This is a genomic window from Marinobacter alexandrii (genome assembly GCA_039984955.1).
GTDB lineage: Bacteria > Bacteroidota > Bacteroidia > Cytophagales > Cyclobacteriaceae > Ekhidna.
Window position 1 is genome coordinate 780,589 of sequence record JBDWTN010000005.1, and the last position, 22,446, is coordinate 803,034.

A 22,446-nucleotide genomic window follows, 5' to 3' on the forward strand; every position below is an offset into this window, starting at 1 on the left:
TATTTAGTTAACGTGTCAAAAAAGCGGCAACATGTCGCTTTTTTTATTTGAATACAGGCCTATGAGACTCCTCTCCTATTTTTCATTCATGCTAATCAGCGCATTCATCTATTCTCAGTCCATTGAAAAGATGGACCCACCATTTTGGTGGATAGAAATGCCTACCTCAGATCTACAAATCATGCTGTATGGCGAAGGCATTGGAGAGCTTGATGTTGAAATCAAATACAAAGGAGTGGCAGTTAAGGACGTTCAAAAACTAGAAAACCCTAACTATTTGATTCTCAACCTGGATGTTTCAAAGAAGGTCATTCCCGGATCTTTTGAAATCAAATTGAAAGATGGCAACAATGCCCTAACCAAAAAATCATTCGAACTAAAGCCAAGGTCTGATAAAGCTAATCGTAATCAGGGATTTGATGCAAGTGATGTAATCTACCTACTCATGCCTGATCGATTTGCCAATGGCAATCCTGAAAATGACAAAGTAGAAGGAATGCTGGAAGCTGCAGATAGATCCAATCCTAATGGAAGGCATGGAGGAGATATAAAGGGAGTTCATGAGCACCTCGATTACATCAAAGATTTAGGCATGACTGCTGTATGGCTTACTCCTACTTTTGAAAATGACATGAAGCCAGCATATGGTGCATATCATGGATATGCTGCAACAGACTTATACAAAATTGATCGACGATTTGGCACCAATGAAGAATTTAAAGCCTTTGTAGAAAAGTGCCATAACATGGACATCAAGGTCATCATGGATATGATTCACAATCACATTGGTGATCAACACTGGTGGATGAATGATTTACCGGCAAAGGATTGGGTGCATGATTTCCAAAAGTACGGCACTACCAATTTTAGAGGAGAAGTTCAGTCTGACTCGCACGCATCACAATTCGACTTAGATCGATTGCAAAAAGGATGGTTTGTTCCAGAGTTGGTAGATCTTGATCAGCGAAATCCTGTTTTGGCTAAATACCTCATCCAAAACTCAATCTGGTGGATTGAATATTCAGGTGTAGACGGTATTCGGATGGATACTTATGTGTACCCTTACAAAGACTACTTATCTAACTGGGTGACAACTGTAATGTCTTCCTATCCAAATTTTAACATTGTAGGAGAAGCATGGGTAGAGCAAGTAGCACATGAGTCCTACTGGCAATTCGATAATGCTAATGAAAAAGATGGATACGACTCTAAGCTGCCTAGTGTCACAGACTTTCAAATCATGTTTGCTCTGGACAGAGCTATGGTAGATGATTTCGGATGGAAAAATGGGCTTTCAGAATTGTACTATGCAGTTTCGCAAGATCGCTTGTATGCTGACCCCATGCAAAATGTAATCTTTATGGATAATCATGATATCGATCGCTTTTTCACGAAAGTCGGAGATGATTCTGATCTATTCAAAATGGGGTACGCCTACATCATGACCACAAGAGGTATCCCTCAGGTATACTATGGTACCGAATTAATGTGGGGCAATGATGATGTACAAGGTGATGGACGAAAAAGAGCTGACATGCCTGGTGGATGGAATGAAGATGATCGGTCGGTATTTACCGAGGAAGGGCGCACCAAAAAAGAGCAAGAAGCATTCGAGTACGTACGAAAAATAACTCATTGGAGAAAGACCTCAACCGCAGTACATAAAGGTAAAATGATACACTTCATTCCAGAGGATAACATCTATGTCTATTTCCGGTATACAGACAATGAAGCAGTAATGGTAGTCATGAATCGAAATGAGGAAGCAAAAACAATTACCAGAGATCGTTTTGCTGAAATACTTGATAAATACTCAACTGGAGTGCACGTCATAGATGGTTCAATAATTAATCTTGAAGAAGATTTTCAAGTAAACCCAAAGCAAACATCCATCTTCGATTTGACAAAATAGATTGATATTTATACCGCTATATGTCAATTATCATTAAAAATCTCATTGTACGCAAACGTTTTCGGGTTAGATGAAATGTAAAAATGACTGAATATCAGGTATTTACATTTATATTTTGTTAAAATTATGAAACGATCTGAGTAACTTAATAAGGATAAACAACCAAATATTAAGTTATGAAAAAACTCACTAAAATCCTTTTAGGTACCGGGTACTTACTGTTCTTGTTTAGTTGCGAAGAGGAACGTGAAGTAACTGAGCTCAACACGGCTCAAGAAAACACATCAATTGTTCATGTTACAGACCATGATGGCAAGCCATTCAGTACTAGTACAAACTCCAATGAGGAGAAAGGTAGGTACACGGCAGGCCCAGGTGGTGGTGTAATGATGCAAGGCTTCTATTGGGATATACCCGCTGGTGGAACCTGGTGGAATACGGTAAACACCAAAGTGAATGCATGGTCTAACGCCGGCATTCAGTCTATATGGCTTCCACCCGTATCCAAAGCTCAAAATGGAGCATTCTCAATGGGCTATGATCCAACAGACTATTTCGATTTTGGGGACTTCAATCAGAACGGGACTGTGGAGACACGTTTCGGCTCCAAGTCAGAACTCCTCACATTGATCAATACAGCACACGCTGAAAATATGGAGGTATATGCAGATATTGTCTTGAATCACAATAGTGGTGGCCAATTAGAGCCCAACCAATACACAGGCACAAGTACCTGGACAGATTTTACTGGAGTCGCTTCGGGGAAATTCCCAAGGTCACAACATGACTTTCACCCGAATTGGGTTCATGGTGGGGACTCAGGATTTTTTGGTGGATTTCCTGACCTCTGTCATGACGTCCCATATGTTCAAGATTGGCTCTGGAATCGTTCAGATGGTGTGGCTAAGTACTATAAAAACACCATGGGTTTTGACGGTTGGAGGTTTGACTATGTCAAAGGATTTGAACCTTGGGTCGTGGCTGCATGGAACAACGCTGTGGGCGGCTTTTCCGTGGGAGAGCTATGGGACTCAGATGTCAACTGGCTGGAATCATGGGCAAATTCCGCAAACAGTAGCGTGTTTGATTTCGCTTGCTACTACAAAATGAATGATGCATTTGATGGGAATAACCTGAACGTCTTGAATGACGATATGATGTGGAAACGCAATCCATACAAAGCAGTCACATTCGTAACAAATCATGACACAGATGAAATCTGGAGTAAGATGTTGGCTTATGCTTACATCTTAACCCATGAAGGCTACCCAACAATCTTCTATCGTGACTATGAGGAGTGGCTTGATAAGGATAAACTAGATAACCTCATTTGGATACATAATAATAAAGCCACTGGAACCACCAGTATTCTACATGTCGACAATGATGAATATATCGCTCGAAGAAATGGATACAATGGCAATCCTGGTTTAATAGTCTATATCAATAATTCAAATTCTTGGAAAGAGCGATGGGTCCCAACAAATTGGAATAACACCCAAATCAAGGATTTCACTGGTAATTCTGGATGGTTTCCCACAACTCAGGGTAATGGATGGGTCAAAATTCAGAGTCCTCCCAATAGTTACAGTATTTGGTCTCCAAACAGTTAGATATTTTATAGATATGTATAAAAAAGGGTGCCTCAAAATCCTATATAAACGTCATAGCGAACAAAGTGAAGCTATCTCAAAAGATTTAAAAGCATTTTTCTATCATGAGATCGTCGCTATGGCGAACCGTTCGATTCCCTGCCTTTGCCGACAGGCAGGCTCGCGATGACGACTTTTGAGGCTCCCTTTTTTCAAGTTCCACTCGTGTAACTTCTCATTCTGCTCTTATGATTTTGAGATATCTTGGCTTCTTAATCCAATCTAAAAGACATGAGAAACTATTTATTAGCACTACTCACTCTCATGAGTGCAATGGTGTTTGGTCAGGAAGAAAAAAAATCTGATTCAGACACTACAAAAGAGAAAAAATCAACCAAAGAACTTCCTTTAGAGCCAGAGCGTAAAATTCGTCTTCAGACCAAGGAAGGAACCTGGATATCATTGGATGTAAGCCCTGATGGGAAAAACATCGCATTCGATATGATGGGAGACATCTACACTATGCCCATAAGTGGAGGTAAAGCAACCCCTGTTACCTCAGGAATGGCATTTGATACGCACCCTCGCTATAGTCCAGATGGAAAGTCTATCGTTTTTACTTCAGATAAAAGTGGTTCCGAGAATATTTGGACACTTGATCTGTCAGATACAACTGCAGAAGCAAAGCAAATCACAAAAGATAAAGACAAATACTATCAGGCGGCAGAATGGACTCCAGATGGAAAATACATAATCGCTTCAAAAGGTGGCAGAGTATTGAAACTTCACATGTACCATAAAGATGGTGGAAGTGGTATTCAGTTGACTAAAAAGCCAGATCCACTTCAAACTGTTGAGCCTGCCTTCGGTAGTGATGAGCGATACATTTGGTTTGCCAGAAGATTTGGATCATGGCAATACAACGCGGCAATGCCACAGTATCAGATCGCAACATATGACAGAGAAACAGGAGAAATTTCCACCCAAACCAATCAATACGGATCAGCCTTCTCTCCCACCCTTTCTTCCGATGGGAAATGGCTTGTGTATGGTACTCGCTACAACACCGAAACTGGCTTGATGAAACGTAATCTCCAAACAGGAGAGGAAAACTGGCTAGCATTTCCAGTACGAAGAGATGATCAAGAATCCAGAGCTCGTTTAGGAGTTTATCCAGCCATGTCATTTACGCCAGATAATCAATCCGTGATTGCTTCTTATGGAGGTAAGATTTGGAGAGTGCCTATCAACGGTGGAGATGCTTCTGAGATACCATTCGAGGTAGACGAAGAATTAGATTTCGGACCGATGGTACAGTTTGATTACCCTATCCTTGATGAGAAGGAGATGGTAGCCAATCAGATAAGAGATGCTGTTCGCTCTCCTGATGGAAGTAAAGTAGCATTCACAGCTCTGAATAGACTTTATGTGATGAGCTATCCAGATGGCGAACCAAAAAGATTGACGAAGAATGATTTCACAGAAGCTATGCCGAAGTGGTCTCCAGATGGACAATACATCGCATTTGCTACCTGGGAAGGAACAGAAGGAAACATTTATAAAGTGAAAGCTTCTGGTGGTAGACCAGCTAAACTGACCAATCAATCTGGCACATATAATAACATTGCATGGGATGCGAAAACGAATCGAATTGCGTTCGTATACGGCCCTTCTCAAGCCTATGAGGATGCAGTGGATCCCTTCAGTTTTGGAGCTCAAATGCACCTTGGATGGATCAGTGCAAACGGAGGAAATACTACGAAGATCAAATCTTCAGGCGGAAGAGGAAACCTTCACTTTGTGGAAAGTAATGATCGTATCTATATGTATCATGGTGGCAAAGGATTGATGTCCATGCGTTGGGATGGTACGGATGAGAAAGTACACATCAAGGTCACAGGGATCATGACTTATCCGGCGCTCGTACATAATCATGCACTCGAGGAAACATTCACTGAACCAAAGCGAACACCAAGTAACGCACAGTACATTACCATGGCGCCTAAAGGTGATCGAGCTTTGGCTAAAATCAACAATGATGTATTTGTAGTGACTGTACCACCTGTAGGGGCGGAAACGGTGAAGATCTCTGTTTCGAATCCAGAAAGTGCATCATTTCCTTCATGGAAACTTACCACGTTTGGTGGAGAGTTTGCTCACTGGAATGCGGATGGGAACACCGTCAACTTCACACTCGGAAATGCCTATTTCGCATACGATATGGCGGAAGCAAAAAAAGTGAAGAAGGAACTTGAGGAGAAGAAAAAGAAAGAAGCAGAAGAAAAAAAGAAGAAAGAGGAGGAAGAAAAGAATAAAACAGAAGAGGAAAAAGAAGAAGACTCTGAAGCTGACCAAGACGAAGAAAAAAGTGAAGATGAAGAGGATAAAGAAAAGGAAGAAGATGAAGGATACAAGCCTAATGAAATTCGTGTAAAAGTGAATGTAGAAAAGGATATTCCTAAAGGAACCATCCTTTTAACTGGCGCTCGAATTGTGACAATGAAAGGAGACGAGGTTATTGAAAACGGTGATATTCTTATTGAAAATGCCCGAATCAAAGCGGTGGGTGCATCAGGATCTTTAGACGCTCCCAACGGTGTTAAAACCATGGACATGAGCGGCAAAACTATCACTCCTGGGTTTGTAGATACGCACTCTCACATGTGGCCAAACTGGGGACTTCAAAAGAATCAGGTTTGGATGTATGCCGCCAACCTGGCCTATGGCGTAACTACCACTAGAGATCCGCAAACTGCTACAACAGATGTACTCACCTACTCTGACATGGTAGAAACAGGAGATTTGTTAGGACCAAGAGTTTACTCAACGGGTCCAGGTGTAGGCTTCTGGTATTATAACCTGAAGAGCCTCAAGCAAGCACAAGATGTATTGAAGCAATATTCAGAATACTTCAATACAAAAACCATTAAGATGTACATGACAGGTAATCGTCAGCACAGACAGTGGATTATTCAGGCTGCTAAAGAGCAAAAACTCATGCCAACCACGGAAGGCGCCTTAGATATGAAACTCAATTTAACTCAGCTAATCGATGGGTATCCGGGACATGAGCACTCCTTCCCTATCCACCCGATCTATGGAGATATTACCCAGATGGTTTCAAAAGCACAAATGGCCTATACGCCTACCCTTTTGGTATCATATGGTGGACCTTGGGCAGAGGAATACTTCTACGCTACCGAAAATGTAGTGGGAGACTCTAAGCTAAACTTCTTCACTCCTAAGATAGAAATTGATCAAAAAGCAAGAAGAAGAAGAGCTTGGTTCATCAAGGATGAGCACATCTTCTCCAGGCATAGTGAATTTGTAGGTGACTTAGTCAAAGAAGGTGGTATTGCGGGTGTTGGTTCTCATGGACAGTTGCAGGGACTCGGATACCACTGGGAACTATGGGCTGTGCAAAGCGGAGGCGTTCCAGAGATTGATGCATTGAAAGTGGCTACCATTCTTGGAGCTAAAGCCATTGGATTAAGTAAAGACCTGGGATCCATTGAAGCTGGCAAGCTTGCAGATTTGGTGATCATGGACAAAAATCCGTTGGATAACATTAGAAACACTAATACCATTTCTCAAGTGATGAAGAACGGCAGGCTTTACAATAGCAATACGCTTGATGAAGTGTATCCACAGGAAAAGAAAGCGCCTGATTTCTACTGGGTAAAAGATGGACCTGATAAGAAAAATCTACCGGGAGAGAAATAAGAAATCTATCACCAACCTATTCTAAAGCCGGACTGAGAAGTTCGGCTTTTTTTATTGACTATGAGAGTATCTCATATGTACTCTTGCAGTATTCATATGTAGACTAATCATGAAATTAGATCTGGGTTCGTCCCTTTTTCAGCGAGGTTTATCACATAACCCTTTAAATACAATGGTTTCACACATTTGAGCAGGTTCTTTTGTCGCGAACTAAATATTTGATTCAAGCTATGAAAATGAAAAATCTTATGTTATCTGGGCTTTTAATTTTTGGCTTGGCCAGCCAACTTGGTGCGCAATGCACAACGCCTAATTACGATTCAGGAACCAGCTCATTGTTTGAAGGAGTCGATGCTTCCATTATCAACTTATCTGATTTCGATGTGAGTAATAACACGTTTGCCCCTCACTGCGGAGTGACTTCTATGGATCTTCAGCTTACTTTCCAGGAAGACAAATCTTGGTGCGGCGATTATATCGATGCGGAATATAGAGTCTATGTATTGTATAAAAACTATGATTGTAATAATGGACAATATACCTCAATCAATTATGTTGGCTATGACAGTGGACCAATTGGGTATAATGCAAACAACGGACTTAATACAACAACCATAAACGTACCAAATATTGTAGAGCACTCCGCTTACTATGTCCATGTTGAATACAGGTTGAAAAAAATAGGCTGCAATGTGTGGAAGGATTGGGAGCCTTGGTACAATTCTAGAAACTTCATCATCACCGAAACAGTACCCGGGAATACGAATGCTGAAGGCGAATTATTATTTCCAAACTGTGTCAATGAATATCCTTCATTCTATGGAAATATGGAAGTTGCTGGGTTTGCACCTAATGATGATATTTATCTAAATACCATGAATTCTATTGGAGATTGGTATAGTTGGGAAGTATTTGAATTCGACCTGAATTCATGGCAAAAAATACCTGGAACTGAGCAGCTCTCTCCAATCGTAAACCAAGCCTTTGGCATAGTACATCTTCATCAATTCTACTCTGCTGGATTTGATCCCGGAAAAATTTATGGTGTATCGCTAAATGTTGGGGCTTGTTGGAACAGTGAAGTCTATTTTTTCGAGATAAACCCGGTATCACTGGATGTTGATTTGCTAAACAGCAGCACAAGAGACCATACGGTTGGGGTCGCGACTTATACAGTTGAACAATTGTGCTTAGGGTCGGCCAATAATTTCAAAGTTCGGGACACTTCATGTGAGAAAACTTGGAGTATATCGCTTGTCGAAGTGAACAACTCTTTACAACCTATTGGACCAATGTACACCGATGCGGGAACCGGAGACGCTGGTTCGTATATTAGTTTAACTCCACTTTGGGGTGGCGGCAACTTAGCAGTACTTAATAAAATTTACAGGCTTCAATATAGTGTTACTGCACCTGCTCAAACTGAAACGATTTACTTTGAGTATAAATACTGCGATCCTAATCCCGTCTCTGATCCCGTCATGAAATTGTCTCCTAATCCTGCTTCAGAATATATAAGCGTACATGTGGCAGGAGTAGAAAATTTCGAAGTTAGTATTTTTGATATGACAGGAGAACTGGTCTATCATAATGAACACTCGTCCTCCTCCAACAAAATCGACATTTCTGGTTTTTTCCGAGGGAATTATATACTTAGAGCATCTTTTGAAGAAATTGTTCTAACGGAGAGGTTCTCAAAAATGGAATAAACACCTTGAAAGCACCCCTTGATGGGGTATAAGGAGACCAACTAGCAACCTATCTAAAGCCGAGCTGAAAAGTTCGGCTTTCTTTTTTGTAAGAGATAAGATTATATTTAATTGGTATGAAAACATTTTTTGTTCTATTTTCTATCATTGTATCAACGGTATTGACCTCTTGTGAGAGACCAGAATGCAACAATGAAAATCTCATATTCAGTAATTATAGTCCTGAATCTGATGTGTATAAGGCAGAATTAGCCTCTCAATTACAGCAGGTAGATCAATCAAAACTGACTTATTGGCTTCAAAAGTATGAGGCACAAGACGAGAAGGAATCTTTATACTTTTATGTTCAAGGCGATGATCTATGTGCAATACTCACTCTAACAATGAATCATTGGGATCGATTAGAAAACCTAAGAGAAAAGAAGGGGGTGACTTACCGCGGAGCGGAGTTCACAAATTTGACGTTCCACATGGAAAAAGATTCTTTATCAACTGAGTTCATATACAAAACTCACGATAGTATCATCGACTAGATCAATAACTCAATTTCAATGCCTTTTTATCCTAAACAAATTGAAGATTCTTTCATCCTCTCAAAGTTCGATACATGAAAGATTACTTAGTCAAAGGTCCTGACAATAAGGTACGATGTTCTTATCTCATACATGACGCAGACTTCAAGAAATACCATGATGAAGAATGGGGCCGTCCCGTTTCAGAAGACAGAAGGCTATTTGAAAAGATCTGCATTGAAGGCTTTGTCTCGGGTCTTTCATACATCACCTTGTTAAAGAAAAGAGAAAATTTCAGAGAGGCATTTGACAACTTCGATCATGAAAAAGTAGCAAGCTATGATGAAGAAAAACTAAATGTCTTGATGCAAAACAAGGGACTGATTCGGAATAAGCGGAAACTTAAATCAGTGATCAATAACGCCAAAAGAATGCCTGCTATGATTGAAGAATTTGGATCATTGGCCAAATTCGTTTGGAGTTTTCGTCCTGATTCAAAGAACCGGCCGGGTGAATTCAATCCACAAACTTTGAAGGAGGTCACCAAAACCAAAGAGTCAGAAGAATTAGCCAGAGCATTAAAGAAAAGAGGCTGGACCTATGTAGGGCCTACCAATATGTATGCAATGATGCAATCAGTGGGCATAGTCAATGATCACTTTTCAGGATGTCATTATAGAGAAGAGTGTTTAAGAGAGATGAAAGTTTTTCAAATTCCTTGAAGTATCTTTATTAAGGAGCAATCAATCATTATCTCATGGTTAAGTACACACCAATCATTACTTTTTTTAGCATCATTTTAAGTGGGTGTAGCAACCAGGAAACGAATAACATTGATCAATGGAAATCAGAAATCATACAAGTTGAGAAAGACTTTAATGACATGGCTCAGGAAAAAGGTCTTATAGAGGCGTTCCATCATTTTGCTGCAGTTGATGGGGTAATTAAAAGAAACAGAAAGATCGTAAAAGGGAAAATAGCCATTCGAGATTGGTATAAGGAAGACGTAAGACCGAATGAAACACTCACCTGGAAGCCTACTTTCGTCGACGTAAGTAGTTCGGGAGACCTTGCCTATACATATGGTAACTATGTTTTTTCTTCAACAGATTCTACCGGCATCAAAAAGGAAAGCAAGGGAATTTTTCATACCGTATGGAAAAGGCAAGAGGACGGCAATTGGAGGTTTGTTTGGGACTAATATCAATCTTTTACAACTTTTCCTTGATACACACTTCCGTCTACCAGCTCTACCCGAATCAAGTAATGGCCTTCAGACAAATCAGAAACCGGCAATAAATTTTGCTCCATACTATCGATACTTCTATGAAGCTTTCCTTTCAAATCATAAAAAACTGCCTTCTTAAAGTATCCTTCTTCAATTCCTTGAATTTGAATGAAATCTGTGGCAGGATTTGGGTATACTTTTATGCTAATATCTGACAAATCAGGTAACACTATGATGGTCGAAGAATACTCAAAAGACCCGTCAAAGTCCACCATCTTTAATCGATAGTATAGTTTACCTGTCTGATTCGCAACATCAGTAAATTGATAGTCAATCCTGATATTACTAGTTCCTTGAGACGATATTTTTCCCATGGATACAAACTCAGTTCCTTCTTGATTCAATCGTTCTATCTGAAAATATTCCGAATTGCTTTCAGACAATGTTGACCATACAAGTCTTACCAATCTATTTTCCATTTCGCCACTAAAATCAATCAATTCTACGGGTAGTGGGTTAGCATCAGAATCCGTGGAATAAATAGTGAATTCACTGAAAGTCGACGTTTGAGCAGTAATGACAAATGGATCAGTGCCAGCAGCACCTACCAGAGACAACTCTTGCCAATCTGTACCATCGAAACGCAAAATCCCCATCGTAGATGCATCCGTCGCATTATCTCCTCCATCAATTTCAATAGCTACATTGGTATTTCCGGGAGTTCCCGCAACCACATCAATGCCCCAATAACGAAAATCTAAGGTACTTTCTATATTACCAGTAAGTTCCGCACTTGCTGTTCCATGAAGGTCTCTTACATCTCCAAAAGTTCCACCACCTACAGGTGTAGTTTCAGCAATATGTGAAACAGAAAAAGTTGTCGCATTGGTTGGAGTAAGTGTTACAGGCCGATATGCGCCCTCATCTCCTGCGGGAAAAGTATAAAAACCTGCTGCTCCAATAGCAACTTCCATTTTTCCTTCTATGTGATTGCTCGCATTAAAAGACCCTGCTACTACACTATTCAAGGTAAGCGTTGGATCATCTGACTTATCTCCATCATCCAGATCAATATCTAAAATACCGCTTGTTAAAGTCAGTATACTATTGATCTCTAAATTTGACAATACTGAAAAATCACCTCCATTAAGTGTAACATCATCAATGGTAGTGCCAGCTTGTGGATTAATACCTACGTTTTTTGAAACAGTCAGTGTTTCAGCATAGTCATCTTGAAGAATTGTAATGGAGCCATCTGTATTTACCAGATCATGTCCTTCTTGAAGTCTATCAGAAGCACCTCCAGTCTGCGTTCCAAATGTCGTCACCGTAATGGCATCAAAGTCACCTTGAAAACCGACTGAAACACCATCAGAATCTGTTCCATCATTTAACCATGGTGTAATATCTATCAGTGTAGAAGAAGATAAAAATGATTGAATTGTGATCTCATCAGATGAACCTAACCAGTTTGCCGAAAGATTCATGGTACTTCCGGTTATGCCTTGTGCAATAGTTCCATTACCATTATTGGTAATGGAACTATTCGATACAGTTATACTTCCGCCCACCGAAGCATGTAATCCTGTTGTTGTAAAGTTAGACTGAGTTGCTGCATTCGTAATCACGCATTGATCAACAATAGCTGTCCCACCATTTCTAGCTATGATACTAAAGCCAGGATTTCCTCCTGTTCCTCTTGGATCAAATCCATTCCCAGTGATAGTCGATGTGCTCACGTTGGCCGTAGCATCCTCTCCCCTCACAAATATTCCTCTATTCAGGTTGTCATGAATGTTTGAATCAGTAATTGTATAATCAATAGAGACATCATCGTCCGTAAAGTCACCCAGATAGATACCAGAATAATCGCTGGCGGCATTGCCTACCCCTGAAATATCTACCCCGCTTATCACAAGCGTGATATCATCAGCGGAGGTAGCAGAGCCCGATACGAATGAATAGATGCCTGCTTGTGCATCCGGGGAAGCAACATCCGCATCTGGGTTTACAAATCCTGACATGGTAACATTGGAAATACTGGCCGTGCTAGGATTAAACCCAACACCATCCGTGTTATCTATTTCGATTCCTTTAACACACCCAGTGTAGATCCCACCATCTATGCTTACAGTGGGTGTTGCATTCAAGTTGTACCCAAAGAAACCATAGGATGCTGTTTGAATATCATTGCTGGAAAAGTCAGCATTAGTTGTACCTGTTATATTCTGAGCATTAATCCCAAAACTAGGATTCGTAGCGTTAAGTGGATCTTCAAGGTTTAACATCTCAATAGCGTTACTAGAAATAGTTAAACTACCAGAAGTAATTCCGCTAATGGCTATGCCAGCAGAGTTAGCAAAAATAACATTGTTAGATGCGGTTAATCCAGCAAATCCAGTATTGGAAATTGCCGTTGAATGATTAGAGGATGCATTATCAGCACCGAATTGGAAGCCATCTATCGTAACATCTGCAGCTCCAACCAATATCCCTACATTGGCACTACCTGGCTCAATAATGGATTCTGCTAAACGCGTACCTGAGCCTGCCGTTCCTTGATTAGCGCCATTGAGGGTAACGGACTTACCAATGGATAAATTCTCTGAGTAGGTACCAGCATTTACTGTAACAGTCCCGCTTGCACTCACCAACGTGATTCCTTCACTTATTCTACCAGAACTTCCAGTTTGTGTTCCTGCTGCACCTACGATCAAACTGCTAAAGTCTCCTTGAAAACCGGATGTAACCAGATCTGTATCAGTCCCATCTGCTAACCAAGGAGTAAAATCAACCCCTGTCAAATCAACCAATCCTTCAATTGTAGTTTGCGTAGTAGTTCCCAGCCAATTGCTAGACAAATCTATTGTTCCACCAGATTGTATCTCAGCTAAATCTCCATTTCCATTTTGATCAAAACTATTGTCCGATGCTGAAATGATTCCACTGGATTGCGCAAGCAAAGCATCTACCGTTCCTGATCCGGGATTAATGATCGTACAATTTGAAATATTCAAAGTACCTCTTGCAAAAACAACTCCACCAGCTCCTGAACTAAAAGGATTTGATCCATTACTTGTTATCGAAGTTTGACTTACCGTTGTTATTGCATTTCTTCCTCTGGAATATATACCTCTGTTAAGATTATCATGAATGTTGCTATTCGATAATGTTGCTGTAATCGCTATTCCATCATCATCGCTTCCATCAAATGGACCCGCGGCTTGAAAATCTGCCATATAAATGGCTGCATAGTCGGTGTTTCCATTTCCAATTCCTGAAATGTCAATATTATCCATAGAGATAATTAAGTCATCGGTTGCAGTGGCATTACCCGTCACGAATGCATAAATACCAGCTTGAGTATCAGGTTGAGCTAAGTCAGCATCCGGACCTGTGAAACCTGACATAGTCACATTCTGAATATCCACTGTACTAGGATTGAAATTGCCTAAGCCATCTGTATTATTGATTTCGATTCCTTTTGTACATGCTGTGTATGACCCACCACTAATGACTCCTGTTGTCGATGATGAAATGTTATAGCCAAAAAAACCATATGAGGCAGTTTGAACATCATTATTTGTAAAGTCAGCATCTGTGGTTCCAGTAAGGTTTTGAGTCAAAATTCCAATACTTGCCACAGCAGCATTCAATGGATCTTCCAGGTTGATCATCGCAACGAGGTTATCATCCACTAAAATGCTTCCAGAAGATGCATTGTTGATTGAAATACCAACACCATTTGCGTTAATAACATTGTTTTGAATACTCAGTCCAGTATTTCCATCACTTGAGATGCCTGTCGTGATATTAGAGGTAGTACTATTTGTTCCAAATTGAAAGCCATCAACAGTTACATCATCAGATGTAATAGTTATTCCTACATTATTTGATCCTGGCTCAATGATCGCTTCTGTACCACGACTTCCAGAGGCAGCAATACCTTGATTAGCTCCATTTAAGGTAAGAGATTTAGTTATAGAGATGCTTTCAGCATAGGTGCCTTGCACAACAGATATAGTCCCTCCTGTTAGTGCCAGATCTATTCCTGACTGAATGAATTGTTTAGGCTCACTAGCTATACCCAAGCCATCATCATTTGCTACAGAGGCGTCTACAAAGACATTAGCAAGTCCATTTTCAGACCCTAATGTTGATCTTACCTGTTGAAAATCATTCAGGTCATTATCTGTATCTGTTCCATTGGCAATTCTAGCCACGGACTCATCATCTATCCCAGATGCATCTCCACCTGAAGCAGTTCCATCATGCGCTCCATCTCCGTCTCCATCTCCTTCTACATCATCTCCGATCTCCAGATCATCAACTATTGCACTTGTGTTATCTCTCAAGACAATGAAAACATCATTTGTCATACTCTCACTAGAAAGAGGGTTCCCTAGCACTAGGTAATCTCCAGCTTGTGTATTGGTAAATGATCCTGATCCAAAATACACACTCTCCTGAAAAGCTCCTGTACTAGTTGCATCTCTACTGGTTAAGTCTCCACTAAAAAAACCTCCATCCGTGACCTCTATGGTCCATCCGGTCAGATCCAGGCCATTGGCAGTGATGTATAATTCGATCCATTCATCAGTACCCTGAGTGACAGTAACTCCGCCTATGGTTCCATCAAATCCATTTGCACTCCAATCCTGTTGAGGATCGGTAACAACTTCGTTAATAAGAACTTGTGAAAATATTGAGTTGGAGGATAATAGCACAATCAATAGAATCAACCTGGATTTATTGACAATAAATCTGGATTGAGCCAAGACGGTAGCTATTAAACCCAATGGAAAATGTGCTGGTGAGGCCATAACTGGGTGGTTTAAAAACAGAAAGCTAAAGAAAAAACAGTCAAATAAAGAGAATCACTTATTATCAAATTTGTAAGATTTGATTCGGGAAGTATATTATACTTAACGCTATAATTATATCATAATCTTTAAAAAATACCATTATAAGGTATGCAACTAAAGTTAAATATCTACCTTATCTAACTTGTCTGAAGCTTCTTCTTTGTCCTCTTTATCTGCATATTCTTTAGATACAATTGCATGGGTCGATGGATTTAACGTCACCTCTATAAATATTGGAAAGTGATCACTGTTAAAATTATTTAGCCTCTTCATTCCCGCAACTCGAAAATGATGACTTAAAAACACATGATCAAGCGGCCATCTAAGCAAATATTTTTGTGCATGAAAGGTATTGAAGAACCCTCTCCCCACTCTAGGGTCTAACAGTCCACTGAGTCTCATAAAGAGACGTGTAGTATGAGACCATGCTACATCATTCATATCGCCAGTTACAATTACTGGTATTTCACTCTCCTTCACTTTTCTCCCAATCACAACAAGTTCGGCATCTCGCTGCGTAGACTCATCATTTTCACCAGGAGCCGGTGGTCTTGGGTGTAATCCATAAAACTGTATTAGTTCTCCAGAGCTTAACTCAATCTTCGTATGAATGGAAGGAACGTCTTCCTCTACAAGAAATTCAATACTTGATTCCTTCAAAGGACATTTGGCATATAAGATCATGCCGTACGTATTATTCAATGGATGCGCTACACTGTTTGGATATAGTTCATCAAGAGCTGTTCGAATACTAGCATGCCATTTTTGATCTACCTCAACAAGCAGCAATAAGTCAGCATCTACATCCTTTACTACTTTTAGAAACCCTTCATAATTATCATTACTCATTAAGACATTAGCACTCAGGATTTTTAACCGCGTTGTATCTTTCTCGCTTTTTGGAAGCGCTTTTCTATATAGGCTTGTGTAAGGAACTATAACTGTTATCCTATAAATGAAGAAAGCAGACAATAATCCAACAATAAAGCCCTCTCCTACCCCCTCAAATTGATAAACGAATAACCAACCAATAATACATATAGCCCCAAGAACAGTGAATTGCACAAAAGGAAAATCAAATCCTCTGATCCACCATTCTTCACGCTTTGAGAGTGGAGCTATAGAAGAAATGATAAAAATTATGCTGAGTATCAGTAGGACAATTTTCACTTCGGCTAATATAACTAAACGAATACTCCAGAAGAATTATCAAATATTTGTATAAACAAATACACACAAAGTATACCTAACTCATTATCAGCTTATTACTGCAATTTTTATCAGAATAATATTTCAATAATTTCCAGCAATAACACACTATTAGTATATAATTCTAATAATAATTAATATTAAGTATTATCAATCATATATTAATTGATTATCAAAATAATATTCTTAAAAATGAAACATTAGTAAAATTATCAACGTATATATAATTGTGTATTTGTAAAAGCAACTACACAAATTTTTAATATATGTTTCACTTCTAAATTTGAAAACCTATGATCTTACTTGGTATAATTATTATTTTATTTGGGCTATTCATGTTTTATCTACGTCCTCAATTGAGCGACCATGATCAATTTGAAGATGGTGTACTTATCCGGCGCAAGGCACCTCCTTTCTTCCTGATGTTTTCTAAGAAAATTTCACTTTTTATTGCAGCAGCAGGATTTTTGATTGCTATGCTACCTTATCTATTCTTTTGGGCAGAACCAGGGTATCAATATTTCCTCGTGTACCCTACTGGTAAAAGTGATGTAGTGATGAATCAGGGAATTAAGTTCCGAGGATTCGCAAAAGTAGTGCCCTGGCAAAAGTACATTGATGTGAAAGTGGTAGATCCGGGTGATGAATTAAAGGATATTGAAGGATTGATGAAGCCAATTCCTATCCGATTCATTGATCAGGTAACTGCCGAAGTGAAAATCTCAGGAAGGTTTCAACTTCCAACAAACGAGGAAGACTTCATCACTCTTGCAATCAAGTATCGTACAATGGATAACCTGGTACAGAATACGCTGATCCCAACCATACGGGAGCAAACGAACAACACTGGATATATGTATGCTGCACAGGACTACATTTCCGGAGAAGCTCAGAGTTTCCGACAAACATTGGATGAGCAATTGAAAGATGGAGCGTATGCTGTTATCAAAATTGAACATCGCGACACGGTATTTGCAACGGTACAAAAAACAAAGACCGATCGCTCAATTAAGGAAATACGAACTAGCTACACCGTAGAAAAAGTGCTTCTGGATGGTTTACCTAAGCGAATTCCTCATGAGCTAACTGAGAACAACATTATCGTATCTCAGGTCATTGTAGATGATGTTGTATTGGAGCCTATATTCAAACAGCGTTTAGAAGCTCAAAGAGATGAATCAGCTAAACGTCAAATTGAGCAGCAAAAAGTTGAAACTGCAAAAGCAGCTCAATCCAGAATTATTGCTGAAGGAGAACGTGATAAAGCGGGAGAGCGTGTAACTCAGGAAAAAGAACAAGTAAAGCAATTGATTGCCATTGAGACCAAACTGAAGCAAGAGCGAACTAACAAGGAGCTCGCAGCTATCTCATTAGAGACAGAACGTCTGAAAGCACAGCAAAAGAAGGTTTCCGCTGATGCTAAAGCATATGAGAACGCTAAATTGGTGATTGCCGGCTTAACGCCTCAAGAGAAAGCAGAGTGGCAATACAAAACCTCTGTTGGGGTCGCAGCAGAGCTATCTAAATTGGCCTTCCCTTCTACCATGATTATCGGAGGGCAAGATAGCGGAGGCACTCCACTTGAATCCTTGATAGGAGCTGCTATGGCAAAGCAACTTACGAATGACAATGCAAATTTTGGAAACTAAAACATGGGCTCTTTTGAGCCCTTTTATTTTACTAGATCTTCATATTTTTTTCCATCCCACACCTGACACCTGATCGCATCTCTCAACACACGAGGTTTGAATAGTGGTTTCCCCATCAGTATTCTACCGCATTCCTGAATACCTTCTATGATGGATGGATGTGGATGAATCAACTCAGCTAACTCTTTAATACTTTTATCTTGTGAGATCAGTAATGCTACAGCCTGTATAGCGCTAGATGCATGCTCTCCAACCACACGCATTCCCAGAATATTCATCTGCTCATCGTTTGTCACAAGTACTTTGATGAATCCTTCTGTATTTCTCATCGCAGTAGCTCGTGAAATGGTGCTATAACTCAAGCTTACCGTTCGATATTCCAGTCCTGCTTGTTTCGCTTGTATTTCATTCATTCCCACGCCGGCTACTTCAGGATCCAGAAACATGATTGTAGAAATATTTTTATAGATCAGAGGTTGTTCTGGTTGGCCGAAGATTCGTTCTATCGCATATCTTCCTTCTAATTCGCCGACATTAACCAAAGAAATGTCCGCCGTTATATCTCCCACAGCATAAATATTCGATACTGAAGTTTGAGTTAAGTCATCTTTAATACCACGACTATCAACCTCCACGCCCAGCGCCTCATCAAGTAATTGATCATATTGTGGAATTCTACCTATAGATATGAGTCCCTTCTCTACTCTAAAACTCTCCTTGGTTCCATCATTGTATTCCAAGATATAGACAACCTCTCCTTCATCCACTTTCATTTCAATAAGCTTGGAATTTCGATGGATGAGTACGCCTTTCTTCTCCAGATTCTTCTCAATGACTCTCACTACATCTTCATCTTCAAAAGGAAGGATTCGATCTCCTTTATCGATAAGGTGAACTTTTGTGTGGCCAAAATTGGAGAATATTGTGGCAAACTCGCAACCAATCACTCCGGCTCCTACAATCACAATAGATTTAGGAAAAGTCTTGAGATTATTTAAACCATCTGACGTGAAAACGATTTCCTCATCAATAGGCAAATGAGGTAATTTCCGAGGAACACTACCAGTAGCCAAGACAATAAAATCAGCCTCAAGGGAATGATCTTTGCCATTTCCTGAAACCTCAATGGTATTCTTTCCTGTAACCTTAGCCGTGCCATGAATGAATTCAAACAACTCATCACCCAAACCAAGATTGATGTTTTCCATGTGGTGAGTAAGCAATTCGACGCGCTCATCCACTGCTTGGTTTACTTCTCCTTGAACTTTCTCAAAACTAAATTCAGTGTTTCCAAGGTTAAGCGCTTTTCCATGAAGGTTGATCATCTTCGCTTCCCTTGATATCTCCCACCAAGTTTTACTCCAGAGAGCACCTTGATGTATTCCCGCTCCTCCAAGTTTATTCTTTTCAATAAGTGCTACTCGTTTTCCGAAATCAATAGCACGCATGGCTGCAGCATAACCAGCAGGACCTCCACCGATAACACAGACATCAAATTTCTTCATTTGGCTAGGCGATTGTTTCCCTAAAGATAAGGATTTGAATGAATTGATAAATTGGTGACTTCTTCAAAGTGCATTAAAAACAAAAAGGGTGAAGAATCAGAACTGATCTTCACCCTTTTAATACTGCAACTGCCTAAGCAACTGCAATACTTCAAACTACTGTTCGGTCTCCTTTGGATGCGCCTCCGAGAGTTGCCCCTGCGGCCGCATTTCCAAGACAGCTTTTCAAACTTCGTTGACCTAAGCCAAACTTAAAATCAACTTCCCTTCTTCAGGCTGGAAACTTTAAATTTCAGATTCCTATCCTTTGTTTGATAATACTAATTTAGCTTGTAATTTTGCATCCTCAAAAAATATAACTACCTAGTTTTCAACAAGTTTTACTTCAGTTTTCCACGTATTTATCCACATGTTATTCTATCGATTACCAACGATTATCTTTTTTTGTCTTACGAAGATTGTTTGTTTTTCTCAAGGACCAAACATGAAAGTATTCGACCAAAATTCTACTGAATTAATAGCAGAATTACGTAAACAAAAAAGAGACGAAATTCTCAGCCACAATCAACCTGAAAATTCTAGTCATACGGCCACATATCGTCATACAACTAACTATTTAATCAACCTAGTAGAAAAAGAATACTTGATTAATGATAAAGAAATTAATGATCTAATCTATTCTATAAATAAAAGACTCAACCAATGTAATCCATCAATTAAGCCAATAAAAAAAATACTCATTAAAAAGGATGGATTTCTAAATGCAGCGTCATACGGCGAAGGCACAATGACACTTAACATTGGTCTTCTAGCTTCACTAGAATATGAAGAAGAATTAGCTTTTATAATGGCTCATGAAATTGCACACTATCATCTCAATCATCTCAGGACTAGGATTGATAAACATACCAGGAAGGAATCTTCAAGCCCCGTAATGAAAAGAATTAACAAAATCCCAGAAGGTAAGATGACATTAGAAGACCTTCAATATGTACAAAGTTGGTTTAAGAGTCTGTTCAAAAATAGCATACAACATGAGCTAGAAGCTGATTCACTAGCAATGATTATGATTAAAAATTGTGGACTTAATAGCAATTCAGGGCTCAAAACCTTAAACTATCTCCGATCTGTTTATTATCCATCGAATCCCTTGGAACGAAAACTATTTGATGAGTTTATTTTTGATGAACTTCCATTTAAAAGACGTTGGCTAGATACAAAAAGGGTACAGCAAAATAATAACCTTCTTACTCATCTATTAAACGTTGATTCGATTTCTACTCATCCTGACATAAGGTGAACGTCTTGACAAAATTTATGCTTACTTAGGTGGTTCAAAATCTGATCCTATCAAAATTTCACAATCTATTACCGAGCGCTCAAGGTTAGAATTAACTAGTGCGTTTCACAAAAACAAGAATTACGACTTTGGAATACACAATGCGCTTCACTAAAAGAAATCACGCGTTCCAATTCAGAAATTGACTTACACATAAGTAGAATGCTTTATGAAATAGCTCTGGCTAAAAACGACAAAAGACTCCCAGTTTATGTTCGGAACAACACTTATCAATATCCAGACGAGACAAGAGCACTAAACAATTTTTTCTATAATCTTTCAATTGCGGAAGCCGCAGAAATCAGCTATCTATTTGCAAAGAAGAATTTTGATCGTAAAAACTCAGCTCACTATAAATTACTCTATAAAATTCATCAACTAACCAATAGATTAGCTCAGAATAAAGAGTTAAAAAAAGAGTTTAGGAAAACCTTTCCTGAAGAAAATATTACTCGATATCCCGATAAGTAAACATTAAGCACTCACTAAGTCGACTTGTTTCTTTAGCAATTTTTTGATTTCAGGAATAGAATTATACAACTGTTCATATGATTCCGTAATGAAATATTCTGTTTGAAACTTATCTTTTTTATATGGTGTATCCAGCATATGTTCTATGCTAAATGGATGCTTAGGAGGTTCTTCACTTAGAGAAAACTTAGTTTCTCCAGCGGAGGATAGTATTCCAGCTCCATATATTCTTAAACCTTCTTTTTCCTGAATCAAACCGAACTCGACGGTAAACCAATAAACTCTAGAGAGCAATTCAATAGCATAATCGTTACCAACATACTCTAACCCAATCTTACTGAGTTCTTCCAGGAAATTGACAAAGTGCTGATTTGTCAATAGCGGCACATGAGCAAATACATCATGAAACATATCAGGTTCTTCCAGATAATCAAGTTCCTTCATCTTTCTCAACCATGTAGTAGCTGGGAATCGTTTATTGGCCATCAATTCAAAAAATGTATAGTCAGGAACAATCCCTGGCACAACTGCAAGCTGCCATCCTGTGGTGTCCTGCAAAATCTGGTTAGTTTCTGTGAAATTGGGAATTAGTCCAGTCTCAAAATTCGCTATTTTAAGTCCCTCGAGAAATGCCTGACATGCATGCGTAGGATACTGCTTCATTTGACGATCAAATAAGATCTTCCAAACTTCAGAATCTTCTTTGGTGTAGTTTTCGTAAATCTGCTGCAT

General features: G+C 39.4%; 14 protein-coding genes. 10 read left to right on the top strand and 4 right to left on the bottom strand.

Annotation, left to right across the window (positions count from 1 at the left end; genetic code table 11):
- Nucleotides 1-31 precede the first annotated feature (31 nt).
- From ABJQ32_03945 to ABJQ32_03975, 7 genes are all read left to right on the top strand, one after another.
- Complete coding sequence (locus tag ABJQ32_03945) at nt 32-1,912, top strand: glycoside hydrolase family 13 protein (protein MEP5288774.1); 1,881 nt, start codon at nt 32-34, stop codon at nt 1,910-1,912.
- Between the two features lie 176 nt (nt 1,913-2,088).
- Nucleotides 2,089-3,525, top strand: coding sequence for an alpha-amylase (locus tag ABJQ32_03950; protein ID MEP5288775.1), 1,437 nt, complete (start codon nt 2,089-2,091; stop codon nt 3,523-3,525).
- A gap of 270 nt (nt 3,526-3,795) precedes the next feature.
- Nucleotides 3,796-7,227 carry an amidohydrolase family protein gene (locus ABJQ32_03955; GenBank protein ID MEP5288776.1) on the top strand — a complete coding sequence of 1,144 codons (3,432 nt, stop codon included), beginning with the start codon at nt 3,796-3,798 and terminating at the stop codon, nt 7,225-7,227.
- Nucleotides 7,228-7,463: 236 nt separating this feature from the next.
- Nucleotides 7,464-8,936: a T9SS type A sorting domain-containing protein gene (locus tag ABJQ32_03960; GenBank protein MEP5288777.1), complete on the top strand. Its 1,473-nt coding sequence runs from the start codon at nt 7,464-7,466 to the stop codon at nt 8,934-8,936.
- 116 nt (nt 8,937-9,052) lie between these two features.
- Entirely contained in the window at nt 9,053-9,469 is a 417-nt protein-coding gene (locus tag ABJQ32_03965; GenBank protein ID MEP5288778.1) for a hypothetical protein, read from the top strand.
- Between the two features lie 74 nt (nt 9,470-9,543).
- A complete protein-coding gene (locus tag ABJQ32_03970) occupies nt 9,544-10,170 on the top strand; it encodes a DNA-3-methyladenine glycosylase I (GenBank protein ID MEP5288779.1) in 627 nt (208 codons plus the stop codon).
- Nucleotides 10,171-10,205: 35 nt separating this feature from the next.
- The gene (locus ABJQ32_03975; protein MEP5288780.1) at nt 10,206-10,649 is read left to right on the top strand and encodes a DUF4440 domain-containing protein; all 444 of its coding nucleotides are present in this window, start codon (nt 10,206-10,208) and stop codon (nt 10,647-10,649) included.
- Nucleotides 10,650-10,651: 2 nt separating this feature from the next.
- On the opposite strand, the gene ABJQ32_03980 is transcribed toward ABJQ32_03975, so the two are convergent.
- Both ABJQ32_03980 and ABJQ32_03985 read right to left on the bottom strand, forming a co-directional pair.
- The gene (locus ABJQ32_03980) at nt 10,652-15,499 is read right to left on the bottom strand and encodes a T9SS type A sorting domain-containing protein (protein ID MEP5288781.1); all 4,848 of its coding nucleotides are present in this window, start codon (nt 15,497-15,499) and stop codon (nt 10,652-10,654) included.
- Nucleotides 15,500-15,661: 162 nt separating this feature from the next.
- Nucleotides 15,662-16,711, bottom strand: coding sequence for an endonuclease/exonuclease/phosphatase family protein (locus tag ABJQ32_03985; protein MEP5288782.1), 1,050 nt, complete (start codon nt 16,709-16,711; stop codon nt 15,662-15,664).
- A gap of 332 nt (nt 16,712-17,043) precedes the next feature.
- Between ABJQ32_03985 and ABJQ32_03990 the strand changes: the two genes are divergently transcribed.
- The gene (locus ABJQ32_03990; protein ID MEP5288783.1) at nt 17,044-18,399 is read left to right on the top strand and encodes an SPFH domain-containing protein; all 1,356 of its coding nucleotides are present in this window, start codon (nt 17,044-17,046) and stop codon (nt 18,397-18,399) included.
- Nucleotides 18,400-18,422: 23 nt separating this feature from the next.
- On the opposite strand, the gene ABJQ32_03995 is transcribed toward ABJQ32_03990, so the two are convergent.
- Entirely contained in the window at nt 18,423-19,904 is a 1,482-nt protein-coding gene (locus ABJQ32_03995; protein MEP5288784.1) for an NAD(P)/FAD-dependent oxidoreductase, read from the bottom strand.
- 484 nt (nt 19,905-20,388) lie between these two features.
- Between ABJQ32_03995 and ABJQ32_04000 the strand changes: the two genes are divergently transcribed.
- Both ABJQ32_04000 and ABJQ32_04005 read left to right on the top strand, forming a co-directional pair.
- A complete protein-coding gene (locus ABJQ32_04000; GenBank protein MEP5288785.1) occupies nt 20,389-21,204 on the top strand; it encodes a M48 family metalloprotease in 816 nt (271 codons plus the stop codon).
- 201 nt (nt 21,205-21,405) lie between these two features.
- A complete protein-coding gene (locus ABJQ32_04005) occupies nt 21,406-21,714 on the top strand; it encodes a hypothetical protein (protein ID MEP5288786.1) in 309 nt (102 codons plus the stop codon).
- 3 nt (nt 21,715-21,717) lie between these two features.
- On the opposite strand, the gene ABJQ32_04010 is transcribed toward ABJQ32_04005, so the two are convergent.
- Complete coding sequence (locus tag ABJQ32_04010) at nt 21,718-22,446, bottom strand: phenylalanine 4-monooxygenase (GenBank protein MEP5288787.1); 729 nt, start codon at nt 22,444-22,446, stop codon at nt 21,718-21,720.

What these genes read in the sequence shown, in the direction of transcription:
- ABJQ32_03975 (MEP5288780.1), top strand. Translation starts at nt 10,206, where the DNA reads ATGGTTAAGTACACACCAATCATTACTTTTTTTAGCATCATTTTAAGT.
- ABJQ32_04010 (MEP5288787.1), bottom strand. Translation starts at nt 22,446, where the DNA reads ATGCAGCAGATTTACGAAAACTACACCAAAGAAGATTCTGAAGTTTGG.
- ABJQ32_03980 (MEP5288781.1), bottom strand. Translation starts at nt 15,499, where the DNA reads ATGGCCTCACCAGCACATTTTCCATTGGGTTTAATAGCTACCGTCTTG.
- ABJQ32_03990 (MEP5288783.1), top strand. Translation starts at nt 17,044, where the DNA reads ATGATCTTACTTGGTATAATTATTATTTTATTTGGGCTATTCATGTTT.
- ABJQ32_03970 (MEP5288779.1), top strand. Translation starts at nt 9,544, where the DNA reads ATGAAAGATTACTTAGTCAAAGGTCCTGACAATAAGGTACGATGTTCT.
- ABJQ32_03995 (MEP5288784.1), bottom strand. Translation starts at nt 19,904, where the DNA reads ATGAAGAAATTTGATGTCTGTGTTATCGGTGGAGGTCCTGCTGGTTAT.
- ABJQ32_04000 (MEP5288785.1), top strand. Translation starts at nt 20,389, where the DNA reads ATGAAAGTATTCGACCAAAATTCTACTGAATTAATAGCAGAATTACGT.
- ABJQ32_03960 (MEP5288777.1), top strand. Translation starts at nt 7,464, where the DNA reads ATGAAAAATCTTATGTTATCTGGGCTTTTAATTTTTGGCTTGGCCAGC.
- ABJQ32_03965 (MEP5288778.1), top strand. Translation starts at nt 9,053, where the DNA reads ATGAAAACATTTTTTGTTCTATTTTCTATCATTGTATCAACGGTATTG.
- ABJQ32_03955 (MEP5288776.1), top strand. Translation starts at nt 3,796, where the DNA reads ATGAGAAACTATTTATTAGCACTACTCACTCTCATGAGTGCAATGGTG.
- ABJQ32_03950 (MEP5288775.1), top strand. Translation starts at nt 2,089, where the DNA reads ATGAAAAAACTCACTAAAATCCTTTTAGGTACCGGGTACTTACTGTTC.
- ABJQ32_03945 (MEP5288774.1), top strand. Translation starts at nt 32, where the DNA reads ATGTCGCTTTTTTTATTTGAATACAGGCCTATGAGACTCCTCTCCTAT.
- ABJQ32_04005 (MEP5288786.1), top strand. Translation starts at nt 21,406, where the DNA reads ATGCTTTATGAAATAGCTCTGGCTAAAAACGACAAAAGACTCCCAGTT.